The organism is Sebaldella sp. S0638 (assembly GCF_024158605.1).
GTDB lineage: Bacteria > Fusobacteriota > Fusobacteriia > Fusobacteriales > Leptotrichiaceae > Sebaldella.
In genome coordinates, this window is the sequence record NZ_JAMZGM010000013.1 from 20,952 (window position 1) to 44,609 (window position 23,658).

Sequence of the window (23,658 nt, forward strand, 5' to 3'; positions counted from 1 at the left end):
GTGCTGAAAAGGAGTTTTCAAAATGGAAGCAATTAAAATAGAAAATCTGACTAAAATTTATAAAACCGGAAATAAAGTTCTGGATAACCTGAATCTTACTGTGGAATCAGGAAACACTTTTTCTCTTTTAGGGGTGAACGGAGCCGGAAAATCTACCCTTATTAATATTCTTACTACATTTATTAATTCCACTTCAGGAAAGGCCTGTATTTTCGGAAAAGATATTACAAAAGAAAAGAAATTCGTAAGAAGAAATATTTCATGTGTAGCACAGCAAATCTCCATAGATGAACATCTTTCCCTTTATGAAAACATGCTTTTTCAAAGCAGACTTTATAAAATAGATTCACTTACTGCGAAAAAAAGGATACATCATCTTATTGAAGCTTTTGGCTTACAGGAATATGAGAAGTACAAAATTTCAGCTTATTCAGGCGGTATAAAACGCCGGCTGGATATAGCAATGAGTATGATTTCTTCCCCGAAAATACTTTTTCTTGATGAGCCCACAGTTGGTATGGATGTGGAATCACGCAGAACTATGTGGAAACTTATTAATAATATAAAGCAGAATTTTAAAACTACAATTTTTTTAACTACTCATTATCTTGAAGAAGCAGATATACTAAGTGACAAAATATGTATAATCAAAAATGGAAGTGCTTTGGTGCAGGATACCCCTGAAAATCTCAGATATTATACTGATAAAAATATAATAAAAATAAGTCTGAAAACTCCCGGAGAAATGTATATTATTGAAGAAAAATTGATAAATGCAGATTTTATCTATAATATGCGCAGGGAAAATAATTCTCTTATACTTGACACCCAGAATAACGAGCAGAATTTTTATACAATTAACAGACTTTTGATGGAAAATAATATAAATTACAATGGTATAGAAGTGTCAAAACCAAGCCTTGAGGATGTATTTATCTCATTTATAAATGATAGAGAAAGGGGGATTTAATATGGAAATTACAAATATTTTCTGGCGTAATATCAAATGGAGGCTCCAAAATCCTCTTACTATTATTATGACACTGCTTCAGCCGCTTATCTGGCTTCTGCTGTACAGTACAGTTTTTGCCGCCGATCTGCCGGGTATTCCTGCGGGCGGCTATACTGCCTTTATACTTCCCGGCATCCTTGTTCTTGTTATTTTCGCTAGTTCAGGAAGCAGCGGTGTTATTAATTATATAATGAAAACTAAGGGAAGTTTTTACCGTATCCAAATTTCACCTGTTAGAAGAAGTTCTATTATATTCGGGCATATTTTTGATTCTGCTGTGTTATCATATCTGGAAATAGCTGTATTATTTATTATTTCATTTTTTTTATCATCGGGATTATCTTTGAATATATATGATTTTCTCCCTTTGGTTATTTTATTTTTTCTGGTAATCTTTTTTGTATCATCTTTTTCATATACATTAAGTCTTATATTACCTGATGAAAATATCTTTTTTGTAATAATAAACACATTTGTTCTTCCGATATTTTTTGTCAGCACTGCACTGATACCTTATGAGAGTATATCACAAAATTATAAAACAGTGGTTTTGGCTAATCCTTTTACACATGTGATTAACAGCATACGTAATATCATTCTGGAGAATTCCATAAATTGGGCAATGTTTTTTCAGGCGGCGGCAATCATGGCTGTATTATGTGTAGTTAGTTTTTTCTTATCGGTTTATATTTGAATAAGAGTAGTAATAATATTTGATTTTTTATTAATTTAGTAAAAAACTGTCTGAATGTTGAAGTAATCTTCAAAACCAGGCAGTTTTCTTATTTATTTTACATAAGCATCATTTAGATAATATATAGAACCAAGCGACTTAAATTTCATATTTTTAAGTCTTGGATTGATCAAAACTATTTTTCGTCTGTAGTAAAGCATTCCTATAGGCATATCATCTCCTAGAAGCTTTTCTGCTTCTATCATTGCCTGCATTCTTACTTTTTGACAAGGGCTTGTCTGTGCTATTTGTATTAATTCATCATACTTAGGATTAGAATATGATGTATGATTATTCCCACCATTTGTTATCCATAAATCCATATAACTTAGCGCATCATTGTAATCTCCGATCCATCCTGCGAGGACTATATCAAAATCCTTTCCTAACATTTTCACCAGTCTTTCTTCAAATGGTAAAGGTTCTATTGTTAAGTCATAACCAAGTTCCTTTTTTATTTTTTTCTGAACATATTCAGATATTTTTTTGTTATTCCCTTGATCATTAAATATCAGAGTTACTTTCGGTGCTTTTTCCAGTCCAAGTTCTTTCATTCCCTCTTTAAATAATTCTCTGGCTTTTTTAGAGTTATAACGAGGATATGTTTCTCCAGCCTCTTCTCTAAAAGTTTTATTCTCACCCATTATAGTATCCGGAACGAATCCATAAGCCGGCTTCCCCATTGCCTGCAAAATATTTCCTAATTCTTCTTTATCCACTACCATTGTCAAAGCCTGCCTGATCTTCTTATTAGATAAGAATACATTATTAAGATTATATTCTAAATACCATGTCGAACCATCATCATATGTAGTTAATCTTTTATCTTCTCTAAATTTTGAATACTGCTCAACAGTTAATATAGTAAAATCAATTTCGTTATTTTCAAAAGCACGCAATGAATCTGATGCATTTTCAATTAACTTTGCTCTTATTATTTCATTTTTTATTTTATTCTTATTCCAATAATTTTCATTTTTCTCAAGAACTAATTCATCATGATGAATCCAGCTTAGCAGTTTGTATGAACCATTTGCCATTATCTTCCCTGCATCTTTTGCATATCCATTTTTATTACTCTTATAATATTTCTCATTTAACGGAATGTATACTGGAAAAGTCAATAATGAATCCAAATACTTTGTAGGTGTATCAAGTGTTATTTCCAATGTTTTATCATCAATTACTCTTATCCCTATCTCTTCAATACTACCCGCGCCTCCGTTATATTCATATGCCCCTTTTATTAGAAATAATAAATAACTGTATTCTGCTGCATTTTCACTCTCAAGTGCTCTTATCCAAGCAAACTTAAAATCATTTGCTGTTACATAATCTCCATTTTCCCATTTAGCATCTCTTAAATGAAAAGTCCATACAAGTCCATCTTCGCTTATTTCCCATTTTTCAGCAATTCCCGGAACTGGTTTCCCTTTCTCGTCCTGTCTGATCAATCCTTCCATTATTAATGCATTTATATCAAGATCTATACCTAATTGTGGGTCTAAATTTGATTCATAAGGTTCATATTCAAAATTAACTACAATCTCATCTTTCGCCCCAAAAACTAACATACCCATAATAAAAAACAACACCATCAAAACTCTCTTCATACTTACCCCTTCCATCATCAATTTATTAACATTATACTAAACCATCCAATATTTTTCCAATATTATTTACTTATTATACAATTCAAAAAACTACACTAAAACAAAAAACTGCCCTAATCAAAATCAGGGCAGTTACTATTTTTATACTGTTATTTATTCTACATAAGCATCTGTTAAATAATATTCTGATCCAACTGGCTTAAATTTCATATTTTTAAGTCTTGGATTTACTAAAGCCATTCTTTGTCTGTAATACAGCATTCCTATAGGCATATCATCTCCAAGAAGCTTTTCTGCCTCTATCATTGCCTGTATTCTTGCTTTTTGATCAGGGCTTGTCTGTGCTATTTTTATTAATTCGTCATATTTAGAATTAGAGTATGATGTATGGTTATTTCCTCCGCCAGTTACCCATAAATCCATATAACTTAATGCATCGTTGTAATCTCCGCTCCATCCTGCAAGAACTACTTCAAAAGTTTTTTGAGTCATTCTTTCCAGTCTTTCTTTGAATGGTAAAGATTCTACTGCCAAGTCATATCCAAGTTCTTTTCTTATTTTTTCCTGAACATACTCAGCTATTTTTTTGTTATTTCCCTGGTCATTAAATATCAGAGTTAGTTTTGGTGCTTTTTCCAGCCCAAGTTCTTTCAGGCCTTCTGCGAACAGTTTTTTAGCTTCTTCAGGATTATAGTGTGGGAATGTATCTCCTGCTTCATCTCTGAAAGATTTGTCTGTTCCCTGTACGAATCCCGGAACATATCCGTAAGCCGGTTTACCCATTGCCTGTAAAATTGCCCCAAGCTCCTCTTTATCTATAGCCATTGTTAATGCTTGTCTTATTTTCTTGTTAGCAAGAAAATCATTTTTAAGGTTATATTCTAAATACCATACAGATCCGTCATCATAAGGAACTAATCTCTTATCTTCTTTGAATTCAGGATATTGCTCCACTGTAATCAAAGTAAGATCAAGTTCGTCATTTTTGAATGCTGATAAAGCTGCTGAAGCATCACCTATTAGTTTTGCTCTTACATTATCAATCTTAGTTTCTGCATTATTCCAGTAGTTTTCATTTCTAGTAAGTTCAAAGCTTTCGTTATGTGTCCATTTTACAAGTTTGTAAGGACCGTTTGCCAATATCTTTCCTGCATCAAGAGCATACTGGTCTCCCTGCTCGTTGTAATATTTTTCATTTAAAGGTGTGAATGTCTGGTAGCTTATTAAAGCTGCGAAATAAGCTGTAGGATTCTTAAGTGTTACTTCCAGTGTCTTATCATCTACTACTTTTATTCCTACCTCTTCAGCACTTCCTTTACCTAAGTTAAACTCTTCTGCTCCCTTTATAGGATACAGCATATAAGCATACTCAGCAGCATTTTTACTGTCAAGTGCTCTTATCCATGCGAATTTAAAATCATTTGCCGTTACAGGCTCTCCATTTTCCCATTTAGCATCTCTCAAATGAAAAGTCCATACAAGTCCGTCTTCGCTTATATCCCATTTTTCAGCAATTCCCGGAACCGGAGCTCCAGTTTCATCCTGTCTTGTAAGTCCTTCGACAATTAAAGCATTAATTTTAGTAGCTGTTGTATCTGTAGTCAGCTGTGGATCAATTGTTTTCGGCTCCTGCTCAAAGTTCAAAGTTACTGTTCCTCCGGAACCTTCACTTTTACCGGCTTCTCCGCCTTTATTTCCACCACAAGATAATACCAGAACAAATAATGTCAGTATTAAAAATAGTTTTTTCATTTTTCCTCCTAAAATACTTAAGAATATTTATTAATCTATTGTAGCGTCTATAAGATCTATCGGTGCACCTACAGATCTGAAATGAACATTTTTAACCTTTGAATTTACCAGTATATTAACTGTCTGGTAATAAAGCCCTGAATAAGCAAATGAATCAGTAACTATTTTTTCAGCCTTTTCCATAGCTTCAGTTCTTTCATCATGATTATTACTTTTTCTTCCAATTGACAGAAGATTATCATATTCTGGATTTACATATCTTGGTATATTCATTTCTGTATTTGAGAAGAATAATTCCAAATAAGTCATAGCATCTGCAAAATCAGGTCCCCATGAGTATCTTACGATATCATAGTCTCCAGATCTTGATCTTGCTATTCTGTCTTTTTTAGTAGTCTGGTCAACAGAAACATCAAGTCCTAATTTTTCTCTCCATTGTGCCTGATAGAATTCTGCTTCTTTTTTAGCTGTTCCCTGTTCATCTACAAGAAGTGACAGTTTTACGTCAGCAGGAGTTTTTCCTAATTCCTGAAGTCCTTCTTCAAAAAGTTTCTTTACGTCTAAATCTTTATATTGGTCGTATAAGTCACCGTTTTCTTTTCTAAAGTCGTCTTTTATTCCCGGCATTCCAGATGCTACTATTCCGCTTCCTTTTTCAGAACCGTTTGCAAGCACTTCGTTTACCAGTTTATCTCTGTCTATTGCCAATGATAAAGCCTGTCTTACTTTTTGATTTTTTAGTATTTCGTTTTTCAGGTTAAATGAAAAATAGTAAACTCTTCCGTCTGAATAACTTACTAATTCAGGTTTCCCTTTATAAGCTTTCAGTTTTTCAGGAGATATTTTTGTGATACTAAGCTCTCCGTTTTCGTAAGAATTCGCAGCTGAGTCTAAATCTGCAGTTATTATTGCTACTAATTTTTCAATTTTGAATTTGTCCTTAGTCCAGTAATTAGGGTTTCTCTCCAAAACTACTTTACTTCCGTGGCTCCATTCTGTCATTACATATGGTCCCGAATAAACAGATTTCTTAGGGTCAAGTGCATATTGATCACCGAACTCTGCAAGAGCTTTTTCATTAATAGGATAAAATATCGGCATTACAAGAAGTTTCCCGAAATAAGCCGTAGGATCCTGTAATTCAAATTCAAGTGTGTACTCATCAATAACTTTTACACCAACCTGTTCAAAGTCAGTTATTTTCTTTTCACTGTAATCCTGCGCATTTTTTATATAATATGTCAAATATGCATATTCAGACGCCAGATTAGGATCAAGTCCTCTTTTTACTCCGTTATAATAGTCCTTCGCTGTAACAGGATCTCCGTTTGACCATTTCATGTCTTTTCTAATGTGAAAAGTCCACTTAAGCCCGTCTTCGCTTATTTCCCATTTTTCAGCACCTGCAGGAACTATTTCACTCTTTTCATTTAATCTTACAAGGCTTTCGTATAAAAACTGTGCAACATTCAGTCCTGCCTCATCTGTAAGCAGCTGTGGATCAAGAGATGTAGGTTCCACCTCTATATTGAAGCTGACAGTACCTTTATCTCCGGCATTCCCAGACTTGCTTCCTCCACAAGAGACCAGCAATACTGTAACAACTAAACTTAAAATTACTAACAAAAGTTTCCTCATTCGCAAATTCCTCCTATAATTTTTTTATATTAAATTATGATTTTTCAAAAACTCTGTTTCTACAAAATGATTGGGTTTGTACTCAGTTAATTCCGGTATTTTAGGAACTTCATGTATTTCCGAAGCATTCCCCACAGGACTTCTAAGGTAAGATTCTTCTATACCTTCCCCGATCTTATCTCTGGTATTCAGCGGATCTGCTATAGGTACTGCCGATATCAGCGATTTTGTATATGTATGAACCGGATTATCATACACTGCTTCCGGTGTTCCCAGTTCTACTATCTTTCCTCTGTACATTACGGCTACTCTGTCTGAAATATACTTAACCATTGATAAATCATGGGCTATAAATAACAATGTCAAACCTTTCTGCTGCTGCAAGTCTTTCAGCAGATTCACCACCTGTGCCTGAATCGATACATCAAGTGCAGATATAGGCTCATCGCAGACTATCATCTCAGGGTCTACTGCAAGAGCTCTTGCTATCCCTATTCTCTGTCTCTGTCCTCCTGAAAACTCATGAGGAAATCTGTTAGCATGTTCCTTATTAAGCCCCACTGTTTCAAGAAGATCATATATCTTGGCTGTTCTTTCCTCTTTTGTGGCACAAAGCTTATGTATATCCAGTCCTTCTGCTATTATATCCCCGATTGTCATTCTCGGATTCAGCGAAGCCTGAGGATCCTGAAATATCATCTGTACCTTTTTAGAAAAGTCCTTAATAGTATACTCCTCTATAAGTTTTCCTTTGTACTTTACTTCACCTGCTGTTTTATTATAAAGTCTTGATACTGTACGTCCCATTGTTGTTTTTCCGCTTCCTGATTCACCTACGAGACTTAAGACTTCTCCTTTATATATATCAATACTTATATTATCTACTGCTTTTAGCACTTTTTTACTTTTCATGGCAAAATATTTTTTCAGATTGCTTATCTCCATTATCTTTTCCATTATAAGTCCTCCCCGTTTATCTTGTCTTTTCTCTTTAATTTGAAAGGAGGATCTATTTTTGGTGCTCCTTCTACATAAAGCCATGATTTCACAAAGTGATTATTCCCAAGATCTACCAAAGGCGGTTCTTCTTCATAATCTATTACCATTGCATAATCAGACCTTGCTGCAAAAGGGTCTCCTTTCGGAGGATTTAACAAGTCCGGCGGAGTTCCCGGTATTGCTTTTAGTCTTTCATGACTGTCCATATCAAGTCTTGGCAGTGATTCCAAAAGACCCCATGTATAAGGATGCTTAGGATCATAGAAAAGATCCACTACATTTGCTTCTTCGAGCTTTTCCCCCGCATACATAACTATAACTCTGTCTGCTGTTTCCGCTACGACTCCCAAGTCATGCGTAATCAAAATTACTCCTATATTCATTTCTTTTTTCAGCTGGTTAATAAGTTCCAGTATCTGAGCCTGTATTGTAACATCAAGTGCTGTAGTAGGCTCATCACAGATCAGCAGATCAGGTTCTGCTGCCAGTGCGATTGCTATAACCACACGTTGTCTCATTCCTCCTGAAAACTCGTGAGGATACTGCTTAAATCTGTCTTTCGGCTTTGGAATTCCTACTTTATCAAGCATTTCAATTGCCAGTTTTTTTGCTTCTGCATTTGAGACTTTTTTATGTAATTTTATTACTTCCATTATTTGTTTTCCGATTTTTATTGTAGGATTTAATGAAGTCATAGGATCCTGAAATATCATTCCTATTTTTCCGCCTCTAAGCTGTCTCATTGTTTTATTGGAAGCCTTTACCAGGTCTATTCCTTCAAACAATATTTCCCCGCTCTTGATTCTTCCCGGAGGCATAGGTATTAATTTCATTATAGTCTGTACAGTAACAGACTTCCCTGATCCAGATTCACCAACTATCGCCAGTGTTTCCCCTCTTTTCACTTCAAAGCTTAAATCCCTTATTGCTTTTACCTCTCCAGCATAAGTATCAAATGAAACATGTAAATTTTTTACTTCAAGTATTTTCTCGTTCATAATCTCCCCGCCTAACTATTTCTCAGTTTTGGATTTAGTGCATCATTAAGCGCATCTCCAACTATATTGAATGAAAGTGTTATTAATGATATTACTGTTGCCGGGATAAAAAACAGATACGGATAAGAATCTGCATAGCTGAATCCCTCTTTTACCAGGTTCCCCAGAGAAGCCTGCGGAATCGGCACACCAAGACCTATAAAGCTTAGAAAAGCTTCTGTAAATATTATCTGCGGTATATCTGTAGTAAGTGACACTATTATAACCCCTAAGGCATTAGGTATCAAATGTTTTTTTATGATCCACCAGAAATTAGCTCCCAATGACTGAGAAGCCATTACGTATTCGCTTTGTTTCAGCTTTAATACTTCCCCTCTTACCAGCAGGGCATAATTCAGCCATCTCGTAAGAGACATCGCTATTATGATCGTCCATAGACTGTTACCCATTACCACCATTAATAAGATAATGTATATCAATGAAGGAATTGCCATAACTATTTCTATTATTCTTGTCATGATAAAATCTACTTTTCCCCCGAAATATGCAGATATTGATCCGTAGATAGTTCCAAAAACGATACAAATCGATACCACAATTAAAGATAACATCAACGATACTCTGATTCCCTGTGATATTCTTGTCAGCTGATCACGGCCGAAGTTATCTGTTCCCAGATAAAATCTGTCTTTTATTCCCTGACCCGGTGTAAGAAAACTCTTGTCCAGATGCTGTTCCATATATTTATATCCGCTGATATGAGTTCCCACAATTGCCACTATCATAAAAAATATTATTAAAAACAGAAAAAACATTGCTATTTTATTTTGTTTAAATCTCCTCCAGGCATCCTGCCAGAAAGTAAGACTTGGTTTATAAATCTTTTCACTTTCCTTCGTATCTCTCCCTACGATTTTAAACTTATCCTGTAAATATTCCATCAATCATTCGTTCCTTTCCCTAACTTTATTCTAGGATCAATTAAAACATATAGTAAATCTACTACGATTATCATAAAGATTAGAAAAGCGGCATAGAATACAGTGATCCCCAATACCATTGTATAATCTCTCTGATATATACTGTCTATATAGTATTTCCCAAGTCCGGGAATAGAAAACATGTTTTCGATTACAAATGATCCTGTAAGTATCGCGGCTATTGTCGGGCCCATTATAGTTACTACCGGCAGAATAGCATTTCTGAATGCATGCTTAAAGATAAGACTCTTTGATGACACTCCCTTTGCTATGGCAAGTTTTATATAATCCTGTCCCATTACTTCTATCATTTTATTTCTCATTAATCTCGCTATTACTGCTACTGTATATAATCCAAGTGCAATTACCGGAAGTATTCTGTATTCAGGGCCGTCCCAACCGGCCATCTTTATCTTCATAAGAGGCAGATGCCACTTATCTATCCAGACCTGATTATATACTCCTATAAAAAATCTCTGCAAAAGTCCCGCAAGGACGAAACTCGGTACTGATATTCCTATAACAGCGATTATCATGACTCCGCTGTCAGAGGCCTTTCCTCTTTTTAGCGCTGCTATTATCCCTATAGGTATTCCCACTATAAGAGAGAATAATATCGCTCTTGCTCCAAGATCTGCCGATACCGGGAAGCTTTCCGCTATAACTGTGTTTACTTTTCTTCCTCTATTTTTCATAGACTCCCCCAGATTACCCTTGGCTATGTCTTTCAAATAGTAAAAGTACTGCACATGAAGCGGTTTATCTAAGTGATATTGTTTCATCATATTTGCTTTTATGTGAGGCGGTATTGCCTTTTCACTTTCAAAAGGGTCTCCCGGCAACATATGCAACAGAAAGAAAGTTATTGTTATAACAAGCCATAATGTTATGACCCCGCTGCACATTCTTGTTATTAAAAAACGAAGTAAATTTTTCATTACTAACTCCTTTTTCGAAATATTTATTTTAATCATTTTTTGGCATGATACTATATTATATTACAAATCCAATGGTTATTCAAGTATTTTAAAAACAACATAACCTATATATTATATATATAATTAAAATTAAGCATTTATAAATAACAGCATTTTCTATTATATAGTATTTCTTTAAAACAAAAAAAAGAGATAATATCTCTTTTTATTTATCTAAAGTATTTTAATTTTTTAATGGTGCGAGAGGTGGGACTCGAACCCACACACCAAAGGCGCTAGATCCTAAGTCTAGTGCGTCTACCAATTTCACCACTCTCGCATAAAAGATGGTGAGCCATACTGGAATCGAACCAGTGACACCATGATTAAAAGTCATGTGCTCTACCGACTGAGCTAATGGCTCATATTCTATTGTCATAAATAAGATACATGGGGTGACCGACGGGGCTCGAACCCGCGACAACCAGTACCACAAACTGGCGCTCTACCAACTGAACTACGGTCACCATAATATTAATGGAGCGGGAGACGAGGGTCGAACTCGCGACATTCAGCTTGGAAGGCTGACGCTCTACCAACTGAGCTACTCCCGCATATAATGGTCGGTGCAGCAGGATTTGAACCTGCGGCCCCCTGCTCCCAAGGCAGGTACGCTACCGGGCTGCGCCATGCACCGTTTTTTACTTGACAAAAACTATACTATCATTTTTTCATTTTTTTGTCAACACTTTTATTGATTAAAATGCAAAAAAATATAAAATAATTCTTCCCGAACTGCACCTCAAATCCACAAACATATCTAAAACAAAGGATTTGGACTAATTCATCCAATTCCTCTTTTTTTTATTTTTTTCATTAGAAATTTCTTATTCCGAATACTATTTTCAGGTAAAACAGATTTTTTTTATTTTTAGAATGCTGCTTTCAAATTTATTCCTATTCTATAATTTTCATTGCTGCCTGACCCTGCTTCATATGCACCTGTAAGGAACACGCCGAATCTCCCGCCGGCCTCTGCTCCCACAGTGATTTTCGATTTTAAAATCCCTTTTTCCTTATCGGGTTTCACGAGATTATGATAATCATCTTCAATAACTGTAAGTCTTGCTTTTTCTTCAGTATTCAGATCAGCAAGTTCATATTCATATGCTACATCCAGCATACCTTTTAGTTTCCATCCATTTTTCCATGGTTTTGTTTCACTTTTCAGTTCTATTCCTATTCCGGGTTTTACACTCCACGCATTATTTCCTTCTATTTGCAGTCTTTCTATACCTGTCTCTTCAAATGTAGGTCTCGTTACATACATTACTCTGAAACCGGCATAAGGCATTACCGCACTGTTTACTTTATAGCCGGCTCTGTTTACACTGCTGAAGCTATATGACTGATAGTCTCCGTTCATTTCCGACTTTCTGTCTTCCCAGCTTATATTCCTTTTTACATTATGAAAACTTATTCTTCCTGTGAGATCATTTTCAAAAGTCCATTTTGAGATATCATATCTGCTGTGTACTCCTGCCTGTAATGTATCACTATCTTCCGAACTTCCGTTGGAATCATCATAATCAGTGTCTGTATGAAGATATCCTGCTGAATACCCCACAGTATTATAATATGTTCTTTCCACTTCTCTCAGTATAATTCCCCCGAAGACAGTGCTGTCATATCCTGTTACCCCTTCCTGTCTCTCTGTATTTTTGCTTTTTCCTGTTATCACATTTACTTTTATATTTTCCTTTGTATTATTTTCAGAATTTTGAAGCAGTTCCAGCGAATCCTGAAATACATCAGCTGTATTCTGCTCTCTTTTATTCATATTTGCATATATGCTTCCTGATAAATCTTCCATGATTTTTATAAAATCATTTTCGCTTTTTATAACATCAAGACTGTCAAAAATCTTAAGTGCATCTCCTGTGGAAAATTCATACTTTTTATCCAGATTCTCTCCCAACGAAGCATACCATCTATTTGAAGTAAACTGTGTATAAGCGATTTTTTCCATCCATATATCAAGATTTCCCGAATCATTAATCACCGGAGTTGCTTTCCACGTGAGTGATTCACTCGCTATAGGCACTATTCCGTAATTAGGTCCTCCGTTTTTTGTAGACGGATTAAATACATCTTTCAGCTTATACACCAGTGCATTTGTTCCTACAGCAAAATCCGGCGTTATCAGTACAGGATTATCTTCATCCCCGTCAAAATAAGGTGCATTAAACTTCACTGAATCTGCCACAAATTTTGCTCCGTTGTCTTCAGGCAATACTGCTGCTCTTATTGTTTCGGGATTTATTCTTATTTTTATCTTCATTCCCTCATTTAAGAAGTTTTCATTTACATTTATTACGCCTGAGTTCACAATGCTTGGAACTGCCAGAGGCGTATCATTTGCTTTTGAAATTTTATTCTTTTCATCTTCTCCTAGACCTGTATTATTTACATTTATTATTCCATTATTCTCAAAAACGGAATTTCCGTAATAAAGTCCGCCTATTCCACTTTTCCCGTTCAAATTTATAACACCGTTATTTACTGCTGTAGATGCTGTACTTACTGTCATTGCTACAGAGTTGTCACCGTTTATATTAATAACACCGTCATTTATTACTACAGCATTAACATTCGCATACATTCCAACTGCATTATTTCCGTTCATTGTGATTATACCGCTGTTTGATACTACGCTGCTTTCAGCGAATATTCCTATAGCTCCGTTTCCGGCAGATGTTATATTTCCGGTATTTTTGGCCGGAATAGTTCCTTTGTATTTTTTCACATATATTCCTACTCCGTTTTCTCCGGTTTCTATATTTCCGGTATTTAGAAAATGAGTATTATTTTCACTGTACACTCCTATACTGTATCTGCTGTTATTATAGTCTGTCTGCCCGTCTTTCTGATATACCAGAACAGAATTTCCTGTTTTTATATCCCCGTTATTTTCTATACTTCCTCCGTTATTGTATATCCCCACATTGGATGTTCCAGCAACACCTGTAATATCTGCATTATTTATCAGTTTTCCGCCGTTCACCATATAAAATGCCGTATTATCCTGTCCGCTTATCAATATGTCCGCTCCGGCATTATTTATCACTTCTGCGGCTCCGTCTGAATACACAAATACATTTCTGCTGCTCAAAGATATGCTGCTTGAGTTATCCAGTTTTGACCCGGATTCCAGAACATACCCGAAACTGTCTGTCCCTATATTCAAAGTTCCGTTGGCAATAATTGCCGTATTATTTTTCCCATATATTCCTATTGCGTTATTTCCTGTATTTACACTGGAAAGTCCGTTCAACACCACACTTTCATTATCTGCATATATTCCGATTCCTTTATTTCCCGTGGAAACAGTCCCATCCTGAACAAGATTTCCGTTAAATGCGTATATTCCCGCTGAACCGTCATATACACTCACACTTCCCGAATTTGTAACAATACCGTCTGCATAAATTCCAATTCCTGGCTTTACTGCATTGCTGATGTTTATAAGAGATATTATATTGTCATTTCGTGTATTCACACTGGAAACACTGTACATCCCCACATTTCCGTCTCCTGTCAGCACTATCTGCCCTGTTGCCGAATTAAGTGCGCTAACAATATTCCGAGAGTATATTCCTGTCTGTCCGCTGCCATTTCCCATTATCAATTTGTCATTCTCTGCTGAATTGCTGTCTATGGTATAAATACCTGTAGAGTTATCCTTTATATATATTTCTCCGGAATTCAGAATACTGCCTGCCGACTCTCCGTATATTGCCGCAGAACCCGTTCCTACACTTATTACTCCATACTGGCTGTTAAATACTCTTGCTCCGTCTTCTGCATAGATTCCTGCCGAATTATTTCCTTCAAAATTTATTCTTCCTAAATTCAAAGCATCATAAGGGGATGAAGTATAAACCCCGTCCATATAAAGACCAATTATATTATCATATTGAGAATTCAGATGCCCGTACGGTCCAAGTGTTACCGAAGAAGCTGTTCCATACACAAACACACCGCCTTCTCCAAGATTCGCCGTACCTTCGTATACATAAGACATATCTCTTATTACTCCTAGCAGATATGTGGAACCCGGAGCTGCATTCACAGTGAAATCCTGATTAAATGAACCTGTAAAATCTCCGGCAAAATAATAAAGTATATTGTCTGTTCCATTTACATTTATCGTATTAAGCCCGCCGACTGCATTGAATGATGTATTCCCCTGCAAATAAAACCCGAGTGCATTATTCCCTGAAAGATTCATTGTAAAACCGCTGAGATTTATAACAGAATCACGCCCGTATATTCCTATCCCTTTATTTCCTATTTCTATTATACCGCTTCCGTTCAATGTGCTCTTTATGAGAAATACACCTACTGAATTTTCCGAATCTTTTAATAATATTTTTGAACTGCCGGTTAAATTAACTCTGGCATCTGATGACGATACTCTTTCATTTATAGAGTATATCCCGTAAACATTTTTTTTATCATTCATACTCTGTATTGTTCCGTTATTATGTATTTCTATTTTTTCATCTCCGTAAACAGCCGACACTCCTGTAAAATTATTTGAACCGTATATTCCTGCCGAGTCTGCCCCGCCGATATTAATAATCCCGTTATTAAAAACTGCTGTTCCGTTTAGCGAGACCAAAGCTTTGGAACTATTACCAAGTATACTGATTTCACCGCCCGCATTGTTATTTATCACTCCGAAATCAGTAAGAATTCCTATTGAGCTATTTCCTGAAAGTTCTATAGTTCCGTTATTATCAATTATTACTTCATTTCTTCCTGAGCTTCCGTCATAATTTTCCTGCATAATAAAAATCTGCCCGTCTTCACTTCCTGTTATATTAATTCCCGGATCTATTTCAATAGCTGATGATGAATATATACTCTTCAGATAAGTATCATCAGGATTATCCAGATTAACATTTTTATCTATTATCAGCCCTATTTTGTTAAAGCCGTAATTATAATAGTCTGAACCATTTACTTTCAATGCACTCCCTATATTTGACAAATCAATATCCAAACTGCTCAAATACTGTGAAGCCCCTGTTGTTTCATCAAGAAATATAAGCACTGACCCTTTTTCCATATTCAAATTTAATGTTCCGGTACCTGATACTGTATTTCTCAAAAAATCTTCCACATCTGTGCCGGCATTTTTATCATAATAAAAGGCAAACCCGCTTTCTTTTATATTTGCCGTTGACACGCCGTCAGTATTTAATACTGATGAATATGTTCCTGAAGAATCCTTGTTATATAACATAAAACTGTCATTATATACATTAATTGTAAAACCGTTTTTCAGATTTGCCACAGTTCCGTTATTCAAATATAATGATACTCCTTCATCAAGTGTATTTATAACCCCTGCATTCAGATTTATAACAGAATTATCTGTCCCGAATATTGCCATATTGTTACCTGTATTTTCAATAACTCCGCCGTTCATATTAATCGTGGAATTATCAGCTATTATTCCTGCCGAGTCGTAATTATCCACATAAATATTCCCTTTATTCTCACCTGTTCCATTATATGCTAAAATCCCTGAGGAATCCTGTGATTCTACTCTTATTACCCCGTTTTCAAGATTTATTGCATTCCCTCCGTTTACAAATATCCCTATATTTTCATTTCCGCCATAAAGCAGCTGTATTAATCCGCTGTTTTTAGGAGTGGTTGTCTGGTCTGTTCCTGCCATCCCTATGGAATTCACTGCTCCTGCAAGGAGTTTTATTGTTCCGGCATTCTCCACACCGCTGTAATCAACACGTATTCCTATTCCGTCTAAAGAATTCAGATTTATCGTCCCGTTATTATAATAGTTTGTCTCTTCTCCATGGAAAATATTAGAATTATCATATGATCCGTCTGTATATATACCCACGGAATTTTCATTATTTATATTTATTATTCCTGCTGTCTCATTTAATACTGCATCATTTAATATTTTTACGTTATAAACGCTGTCAGTATCTTTCAGTACCAAACCTACACCATTTTTACCGTTTATATCAATAGTTCCTCCTTGTACAAGAAGATTCTCATACATTACATCAGAAGCAATATTTGTAGGTCTGTCAGGACAGCCGTTATATCTGTTACATTTTCCCCTGAGATCTTTTCCTCCTATAAATATACCATAGCTGTTATCTCCGTTTATTTCTATCAGACCAGTATTTTTTATCCCTATATCCAGATCAGTTCCTGTAGCATTGGGAGTTCTTACAGAATTTATTCCTATGCTGCCGTTGCCGTTCATTCTGATCGTTCCTCTGTTCTCAGCTATTATCGGTCCTTTTTCAAATCCCAGTGTTTCGCCCTGAAAGTCTATCCCTATTACATTACTCACTCCTGCACCTGATTCAATAAGTCCCTTATTTATATATATTACATCATTTCTTATATTTGAATAGCCGCGTTCCAGCTCCACACCTATAGTTGTATTGGCATTTACATATAAATTTCCTGTTGTTGTAACAAATAAAGCTTCATCAGGATCTCCGGCTGCTGAAACAGTTCCTGTTGCTTCTGAATTTCCTCTGTGAGATTCTATTGTTATAATTCTTCCTTTAGTTCTCTGACTCTCCAAGTCACTGCTTATTACATATGTGACACTGCCTGTTCCTGTGAGAGGATCAGCATAATTCGTTCCTTCTACTCCTATTATCTGTATAAGTCCGTTATACGAACTTCCGTTTGCCAGTAATGTACTCGCAGGATTTTGTGTATTGGTATTCATATTTGAATTATTCGCAGCAGAAGTATAGCCGTTTGGATTAGTATCTACATTTACAGTTATCGGATCTATAGTACCGAACGTTACCGGATATTGTATATTAGGTATTTCCACATCAAAATTGGGTATATCTACAGCTCTTACTGTAAGCAGCTCAAGAGATCCGATTTCTATAGATTCGGGATCTGTAAAATTATAATTATAGCTATTTGGAATAATTGCCTGAATTTCAGGTTTTATCTCTTTCATCGGGATAAGCATACCAAAATTAACCGGTACGGGTACTACCGGAATTTCATGAAATTCTCTGCCTGAAGACTTACCTCCTTTTGCATCATAATAAAGACCCGAAAAAAACACCTGCCACTCCAGATATTCCGGCTTTACTATAAAATCTCCCTGTTTATATAAATCTTCCAATTCTCCCTGTCTTTTTTTTAATAGCTGTTCTACTAATTTATATTTATTCTCATAATTTTTTTTATTTATATTGAGTATACTCTGACTATATGTAAAATGAAGAAAAACAATATATAATATGATACCTGCATATTTTCTCATAATCTCTCTCCTTGACATAAAATTTGTTTATACAAATTTTTAATCTAAAAAGAATACTGATGTTGCTTGTATAACCAATAGTATCATATTGATAATCATATTTCAATTTTTATTTTAAAATAAAAAACACAGCTAAATATTTGAAATAAGCTGTGTTTTCATCTTTATTATTTTCTGCTGATATCAGACATTTACAATAAGAAAAAAATTACTGTAAATACTTTATTTAGAGCAGATTTTGGCTAATTCTCTATAAATTTTCCTACTACTTTTATAAATTTATCTTCCAGATTATATAACTCCTGCAATGATTCTATCTTTATTTTCTCTTCAATCATTTTTCCATTTTTTTGTTCAAATGTTGGCATAACAACTACAATATCATTTTCATTAAAAATAATTCTGCAGATCCATTTTCTGGTATTATTCTGATATAAAATTCCAAAATAACTCTTTGTATCCTTATATGTTATATTTTCTATATCCGTCATCTTACCAAGTATTGATTTCACTATATAAAATGCTTCTTTTTCATCCTCAGTTGTTACAATTTCTGAATCAGGCAATTCATTAATTTCTTCTGTCTGTCTCGCTTCCTGTTCTCTATTTTGTTCTAATGCATTCTCTAGTTTCTTTCTGATGTTTTCATTAATAAAAACTTTAAAAGACATAGATACAATTTCTCTAAATTCTTCAAGTCTGTTTTGTGTAATTTTTCTATCATATACTTCTTTCATTAATAACTTGACAAAGTCGTCCTCTGGTGTCTCCAACTGTTTAAATAAATATCTTTTTATCCCGTTTGAATATTTCAAAATTTCAGCACTTGATAAAATTATATTTATATCAAAATTCTTTTTATGGAATTTTTTCAGTTCCAAAATCTGGCTTTCAGATATTTCAAAAAGATTTATTTCCAAAAAAGGCTTTGAATCCATTCTATTTGTTTCTTCCAGATCAGTAAAAAATTTATAAATAATACCGTTTGTCAGAATTCCTATTTTTGAATTAGTTACATTAAAATATCTGGTCAATTGTATATCATGATTTATAAGATTATCGCACATAGGTTTAGTTTCTATTAATAATTCAATCTGATTTTCCAGCGAAATTGCATAATCTACTTTCTCTCCTTTTTTCTCACCAATATCTGAAATATATTCCGGAATTACTTCCAATGGATTGTAAACATCATATCCTAAAGTTTTAATAAATGGAATTATAAGTGCCATTTTAGTTTGTTCTTCGTTAAATTTCATTTCTTTGAATTTTTCCATATTTTTAATATGTTCACTCAAGTTTTCTTTAAAATCCATACTACCTCCTAAAATTTTTACCCATCTTTCATCATTAAATTAATAAATTTATGTTCATTCAATTAATTATATCATTTTTAAGTATTTTTTTGTATAAAAATGTATGTTTTATTATGATTTTAACAAAGATTTTTTTATAAAATTTACTTAATATTCACAATTTTCTTTGAAATTTTACATTAATAGTTTTTCTTTCATATAATATGTTATAATCAATTATAAAATTATGAAATCATCACCAAAAACAGGAGAAAATATGGCATTTAGTAAAAAAGGAAAAAGAAAAATCATTTATAACGAAGAAGTCTTTTACTGGTATGTAAAAAGAGACGAGGATTATTTCACGGACTATCTGAATATAATCAAAGAAGATAGTTCCCTTGTTATTTATTACCGTGTAAACCAGATCAGCGACGAATTCATACATCCTAAGATTTTTGTCCAAAAAAGCAGCAGACTAAAAACCGGACTTTACTGTTTTTTCCCTCCTCTTCCAGACGAAGTCATAACACCGAAAATCATCAGCAGAATTCTGGAATGGCACGAACAAAGCAGTACTTCTATTACGCCTGTTGAATACCAGCCGCACGACTTTTTACTAACAGACATTGATTATAAAACAGGAAAAATCACCTATATTTCCGATGACTTTAAGTACCCTGTCGAAGATATGCTCCAAGTGAACTATCCCGGCGGTTACACACTGGATTTAGGATGGTATGGTTCTTCAAACGGCTATGTACTTTATATTATTAAAGACGAAGACTGGGATACTCCGGTAAAAAGAATCCAGACAAGCCGCTGGCATTTAAAAGAAATTCTTAAAAATGCAGTAGATTTTATTATATCTCTTTCTGAGATTTAATTCCTGTATAAATAAAATTTTCTGCAAACAAAAAAGGGCCGAAGCCCTTTTTCTTATAACAGTCCCAAAACCGAACAAACAATACTGAATACTATTATAGCTATCATTATTATATTGTATCTTGGCCCTTTTTTCTTTAAGAACCAGTAAATTCCAAACACTGCTGCGAGTTCAAGCAATCCCGGCGCTATTGAATTAAGTATTTCCTGTATCATTATCGGCTGTGAGTTTGCTATTGCTATTTTAAAAGGAGTTTCTATCTTTATATAACTTGCAGAAAGTGATCCCATCATGAAAAGTCCCAGCACACTTGCGCCGTCTATAAGATCTTTTACCTTTCCGTCCTGTAATAACTGTAAAATAGAGTTTTTCCCTATTACATAACCTTTTATACACAGATAGTAACCTATAAGTATTGTTACTCCCGTATAAAGAATTATCGGCATAATGGCACCAAGTGCATTACCATTTATTGCAAAAGGAAGAAATAAAGCTATTATTATCGGCATAATTGCTGCCCATATTATTGAATCCCCGATTCCTGCTATAGGACCCATTAATCCTGTTTTTATCCCTGTTATTGCTGTGTCAGAACTTCCCTGTTCATTATTGGCTTTTTGTTCTTCCATGGCAATTGTAATACCGGTTACTATGCTTCCTGCTATTCCTTCTGTATTATAGAAGTTCAAATGTCTTTTCAAGGCTTCTGATAATTCTGCCTTATCTTTATACAGTTTTTTCAGTACAGGTGTCATTGAAGCACAGAATATCAAGCTTTGCAATCTTTCATAAGAGTTCGATACCTCTGCTCCGAGATACCATATCCACCATGATTTTTTTATATCCTTTTTATCTATTTTGATTTCATAGTTTTTTTCTTCCATTTTTATCCCTCCTGTCCTTTTCTCTGAGCATTAAGATATGTAAATAACAATGCGAAACATGCTCCGAATATGGCTGCTGCCATTACGTCTATATTCAGATATTTTACACCGAAATATCCAAGTATGAAAAACGGTATAAGATGTTTCTTACCTATTACCATTATTGTTATCGCAAATCCAAGAGCAGGAAGTATTCCACCTACTATTTCAAATGAGTGAAGCAGCCACTGCGGCATTATGCTTAAGAATTTTTGAACTACAGATTCTCCGAAATAAGTCGCTACGAAAACCAATGGAAATCTTAATAAAAATCCCATTAATGCAGGGTATAAAAATGCACATCTCATTATTCCCTTTGTATTCGCATCTTCTGCGTATTTATCAGCCATATGAACCCAGAACGAATTTGTTGTTCTTCTTATCTGATCCAAAAAGATTCCAAGTACCCCAAACGGTACTGCCAATGCTACTGCAAGTTTAGGATCCATTCCTGTCTGAAGTGCTATAGGTATTGCCACACATGATGCAAGTGCCGGATCTGAAGGCACATTTCCTCCCGGAGTAGATGTTACCCCAAGATAAACAAGCTGTACTGCTGCCCCTATCATCATTCCCTTAGATACATCACCATAAAGTAATCCTACTGCAAGACCCACACTCACGGGCTGAAACAGAATAGACGAAAAAGTATATCCGAGTCTTAATCTTGTAAACCAGTAAATCAACCCCATACAAATCGCAATTACTAAATTATTCATTTTCCTTCACCAACCTAATCAATATTTTTTTAGAATTTCTTCAAATTTTTGCGGCTTATCTTCCGGAATAGTCTGGAATATAATATCCACACCTTTTCCGGCAAGTTCTTTTAGTATCTCCACGTCTTTGTCGTCAAGAGTAATATTTTGAAATACTACTTTTCTGCTTGGCCCTCCTCCGAGACCGCCTACCTGTAATTTTCCTAATTCAAGTCCTGCATCCAGTGTCTGCTTTAGCACTGCCAGACTTGGGAAAAGAAGAAGCACTTTCCCTGTTCCAAACTGATCCTCCTTCCAAAGTTTCCCTGTTTCTTCACTTCCGTATACATCTACTTTTACACTTGGCGGTGCTGCCATTAAATAGATGTTTTTCATAAATTCGTCATTTACCAGTTCGTCGCTTACTACTATTATTCTGTTTGCTCCTGATTGTCCTACCCACTTCGTAACCACTTGTCCGTGTATAAGTCTGCTGTCTATTCTTGTTAAAACTAATTCTGCCATTATCTTTCCTCCCTGATATTATTTTGTCATTTTTCTTAATTCTTTTAGTATATTTTTACAGCTGTCTTTTCCCTCTTCCACTATGTTATCAAGTACCTCGTCCTTATCAATGGAATCTATATTTAAAAGAGCCTCAAATAAAAGCGGGGCATTTAATCCCGAAATTATATTTATATTGTAGCTCAGACTCAGCTTTGCCGCCACATTTGTAGTAGTACCCCCGAATATATCAGTAATAATCAAAGACCCGTCTTTTAGTTCAGAAACTTTCTTTTCCACTTTTTCATAAAATTCTTCAAAAGTATCTGCCGGATTCAATGCTACATGTGATACACGGTCTACATTCCCTACGATCATTTTACCTGCTTCAATGATATATTTTCCCCAGTCACCATGTGTCAGCAGTAAAATTCCCAATTCTTTTTCCATTTCTCCTCCTTACATTTTTTCTCTATTTATGATTATTTTTATGTAACAAAATTTTTATCACTGTTTTGACTTTATTTTACGAGTTTTTTTGTGATCTCATAAAGTCTCTTTACGTCCTCTGCTCTTGTAAGCCCTGTTTCCTTATTTATTATTGATCCGTATATATGAGGCATTATTCTTGGTATTTTGCTTTCCACACATACTTTCAGGATTTCCTCAAAGTTTTCAAGGTCTATTCCTCCTGTCGGCTCTATTAGTTCCAGACCGCCTCTTTCACTTGCCTTTACTACTTCTTTCAGTTCCTCTATTGATTTCAGTCCTCCCATTGGGAAAAACTTTACTGAATGTGCTTTCATATCTTTCAACATTGCCACTGCTGTATCTACATCCACTATTGCCGGTTTTTCTTTTTCGCTGAGCTCTCCTGTGTTTATCTTTACTTTCCCCGGCTCTCCGGTAGGACTCATTAACACGTTTATATACGTTCTGCCATACCCTTTTGCCTTCAAAGCTCCCGCTGCATATCCTGCCCCTGTAAATACCTGATTTACATGTCCCGGATCTGTCTCACACGATATTAATGCCGCTTTTTGAAACTGGCTCGGATCTCCCGCTCCAAGTCCTACAGATACTACTCCCAGTTCTTTCAGATATTCTTTTACCTCTGCCACTCCGTCTTCTATTTTGTCATAATTCTTTGATAAAAGGCCTACTACTACATGACCTTCCGCTGCTTCATATATTTCTTTTGCATTTGCCAGATCTTTTGCGAGTACGTTTAATGCCACTCTCCCTTTATAAAACTTTATTTTAGTATCAAGCATTTCTCTTCCTCCTGTTTATTTACCCAGTATCTTTTAGGATACAGATATTTTAGATTGCTATTTTTATAATAATTTTTTATTCTTTTCC

At 34.9% G+C, this 23,658-nt stretch carries 17 protein-coding genes and 5 tRNA genes; 3 read left to right on the forward strand and 19 right to left on the reverse strand.

Translation table 11 applies throughout. The features are described from left to right. The first annotated feature begins 22 nt into the window (after positions 1-22). Together NK213_RS05695 and NK213_RS05700 are read left to right on the forward strand one after the other, a co-directional pair. Positions 23-970, forward strand: a complete 948-nt coding sequence (locus tag NK213_RS05695; RefSeq protein ID WP_253347689.1) for an ABC transporter ATP-binding protein — start codon at positions 23-25, stop codon at positions 968-970. A 1-nt stretch (position 971) separates the two neighbouring features. Continuing rightward, positions 972-1,706, forward strand: a complete 735-nt coding sequence (locus NK213_RS05700; protein ID WP_253347691.1) for an ABC transporter permease — start codon at positions 972-974, stop codon at positions 1,704-1,706. Between the two features lie 92 nt (positions 1,707-1,798). Here the strand turns inward: NK213_RS05700 and NK213_RS05705 are convergent, their stop codons facing one another. From NK213_RS05705 to NK213_RS05770, 14 genes are all read right to left on the reverse strand, one after another. Beyond that, positions 1,799-3,358: a peptide ABC transporter substrate-binding protein gene (locus NK213_RS05705; RefSeq protein ID WP_253347693.1), complete on the reverse strand. Its 1,560-nt coding sequence runs from the start codon at positions 3,356-3,358 to the stop codon at positions 1,799-1,801. A gap of 153 nt (positions 3,359-3,511) precedes the next feature. Further along, entirely contained in the window at positions 3,512-5,110 is a 1,599-nt protein-coding gene (locus NK213_RS05710; RefSeq protein ID WP_253347695.1) for an ABC transporter substrate-binding protein, read from the reverse strand. A 30-nt stretch (positions 5,111-5,140) separates the two neighbouring features. After that, positions 5,141-6,748 carry a peptide ABC transporter substrate-binding protein gene (locus NK213_RS05715; protein ID WP_253347696.1) on the reverse strand — a complete coding sequence of 536 codons (1,608 nt, stop codon included), beginning with the start codon at positions 6,746-6,748 and terminating at the stop codon, positions 5,141-5,143. Positions 6,749-6,772: 24 nt separating this feature from the next. Further along, complete coding sequence (locus tag NK213_RS05720; RefSeq protein WP_253347698.1) at positions 6,773-7,705, reverse strand: ABC transporter ATP-binding protein; 933 nt, start codon at positions 7,703-7,705, stop codon at positions 6,773-6,775. Further along, complete coding sequence (locus NK213_RS05725; protein WP_253347700.1) at positions 7,705-8,745, reverse strand: ABC transporter ATP-binding protein; 1,041 nt, start codon at positions 8,743-8,745, stop codon at positions 7,705-7,707. Before NK213_RS05725 ends, NK213_RS05720 begins: the two co-directional genes overlap by 1 nt. Before the next feature lie 11 nt (positions 8,746-8,756). Next, positions 8,757-9,686, reverse strand: a complete 930-nt coding sequence (locus tag NK213_RS05730; protein ID WP_253347702.1) for an ABC transporter permease — start codon at positions 9,684-9,686, stop codon at positions 8,757-8,759. Further along, a complete protein-coding gene (locus NK213_RS05735; protein ID WP_253347704.1) occupies positions 9,686-10,663 on the reverse strand; it encodes an ABC transporter permease in 978 nt (325 codons plus the stop codon). Before NK213_RS05735 ends, NK213_RS05730 begins: the two co-directional genes overlap by 1 nt. Positions 10,664-10,898: 235 nt before the next feature. Beyond that, positions 10,899-10,982 (reverse strand) — tRNA-Leu (locus NK213_RS05740). 8 nt (positions 10,983-10,990) lie between these two features. Next, positions 10,991-11,066: transfer RNA gene (locus tag NK213_RS05745), tRNA-Lys, on the reverse strand. Positions 11,067-11,093: 27 nt separating this feature from the next. Next, a tRNA-His gene (locus tag NK213_RS05750) sits at positions 11,094-11,169 on the reverse strand. An 11-nt stretch (positions 11,170-11,180) separates the two neighbouring features. Next, a tRNA-Gly gene (locus tag NK213_RS05755) sits at positions 11,181-11,256 on the reverse strand. Positions 11,257-11,262: 6 nt separating this feature from the next. Further along, positions 11,263-11,339, reverse strand: a tRNA-Pro gene (locus tag NK213_RS05760). Between the two features lie 234 nt (positions 11,340-11,573). After that, on the reverse strand, positions 11,574-17,990 hold the full coding sequence (locus NK213_RS05765) for an autotransporter domain-containing protein (RefSeq protein WP_253347712.1): 6,417 nt from the start codon (positions 17,988-17,990) through the stop codon (positions 11,574-11,576). A 242-nt stretch (positions 17,991-18,232) separates the two neighbouring features. After that, entirely contained in the window at positions 18,233-19,306 is a 1,074-nt protein-coding gene (locus tag NK213_RS05770) for an endonuclease (protein WP_253347714.1), read from the reverse strand. A gap of 256 nt (positions 19,307-19,562) precedes the next feature. On the opposite strand from NK213_RS05770, the gene NK213_RS05775 reads away from it, so the two are divergent. After that, positions 19,563-20,171: a hypothetical protein gene (locus tag NK213_RS05775; RefSeq protein ID WP_253347716.1), complete on the forward strand. Its 609-nt coding sequence runs from the start codon at positions 19,563-19,565 to the stop codon at positions 20,169-20,171. 53 nt (positions 20,172-20,224) lie between these two features. Here NK213_RS05775 and NK213_RS05780 read toward each other — a convergent pair whose 3' ends face one another. The 5 genes from NK213_RS05780 to NK213_RS05800 form a co-directional block, all read right to left on the reverse strand. Continuing rightward, complete coding sequence (locus tag NK213_RS05780; protein WP_253347718.1) at positions 20,225-21,055, reverse strand: PTS system mannose/fructose/sorbose family transporter subunit IID; 831 nt, start codon at positions 21,053-21,055, stop codon at positions 20,225-20,227. A 2-nt stretch (positions 21,056-21,057) separates the two neighbouring features. Further along, positions 21,058-21,813 carry a PTS sugar transporter subunit IIC gene (locus NK213_RS05785; RefSeq protein WP_253347720.1) on the reverse strand — a complete coding sequence of 252 codons (756 nt, stop codon included), beginning with the start codon at positions 21,811-21,813 and terminating at the stop codon, positions 21,058-21,060. An 18-nt stretch (positions 21,814-21,831) separates the two neighbouring features. Further along, on the reverse strand, positions 21,832-22,317 hold the full coding sequence (locus NK213_RS05790) for a PTS sugar transporter subunit IIB (protein ID WP_253347722.1): 486 nt from the start codon (positions 22,315-22,317) through the stop codon (positions 21,832-21,834). A gap of 18 nt (positions 22,318-22,335) precedes the next feature. Then, positions 22,336-22,746, reverse strand: a complete 411-nt coding sequence (locus tag NK213_RS05795; RefSeq protein ID WP_253347724.1) for a PTS sugar transporter subunit IIA — start codon at positions 22,744-22,746, stop codon at positions 22,336-22,338. 71 nt (positions 22,747-22,817) lie between these two features. Next, the gene (locus NK213_RS05800; protein WP_253347726.1) at positions 22,818-23,570 is read right to left on the reverse strand and encodes a KDGP aldolase; all 753 of its coding nucleotides are present in this window, start codon (positions 23,568-23,570) and stop codon (positions 22,818-22,820) included. Positions 23,571-23,658: the final 88 nt, after the last annotated feature.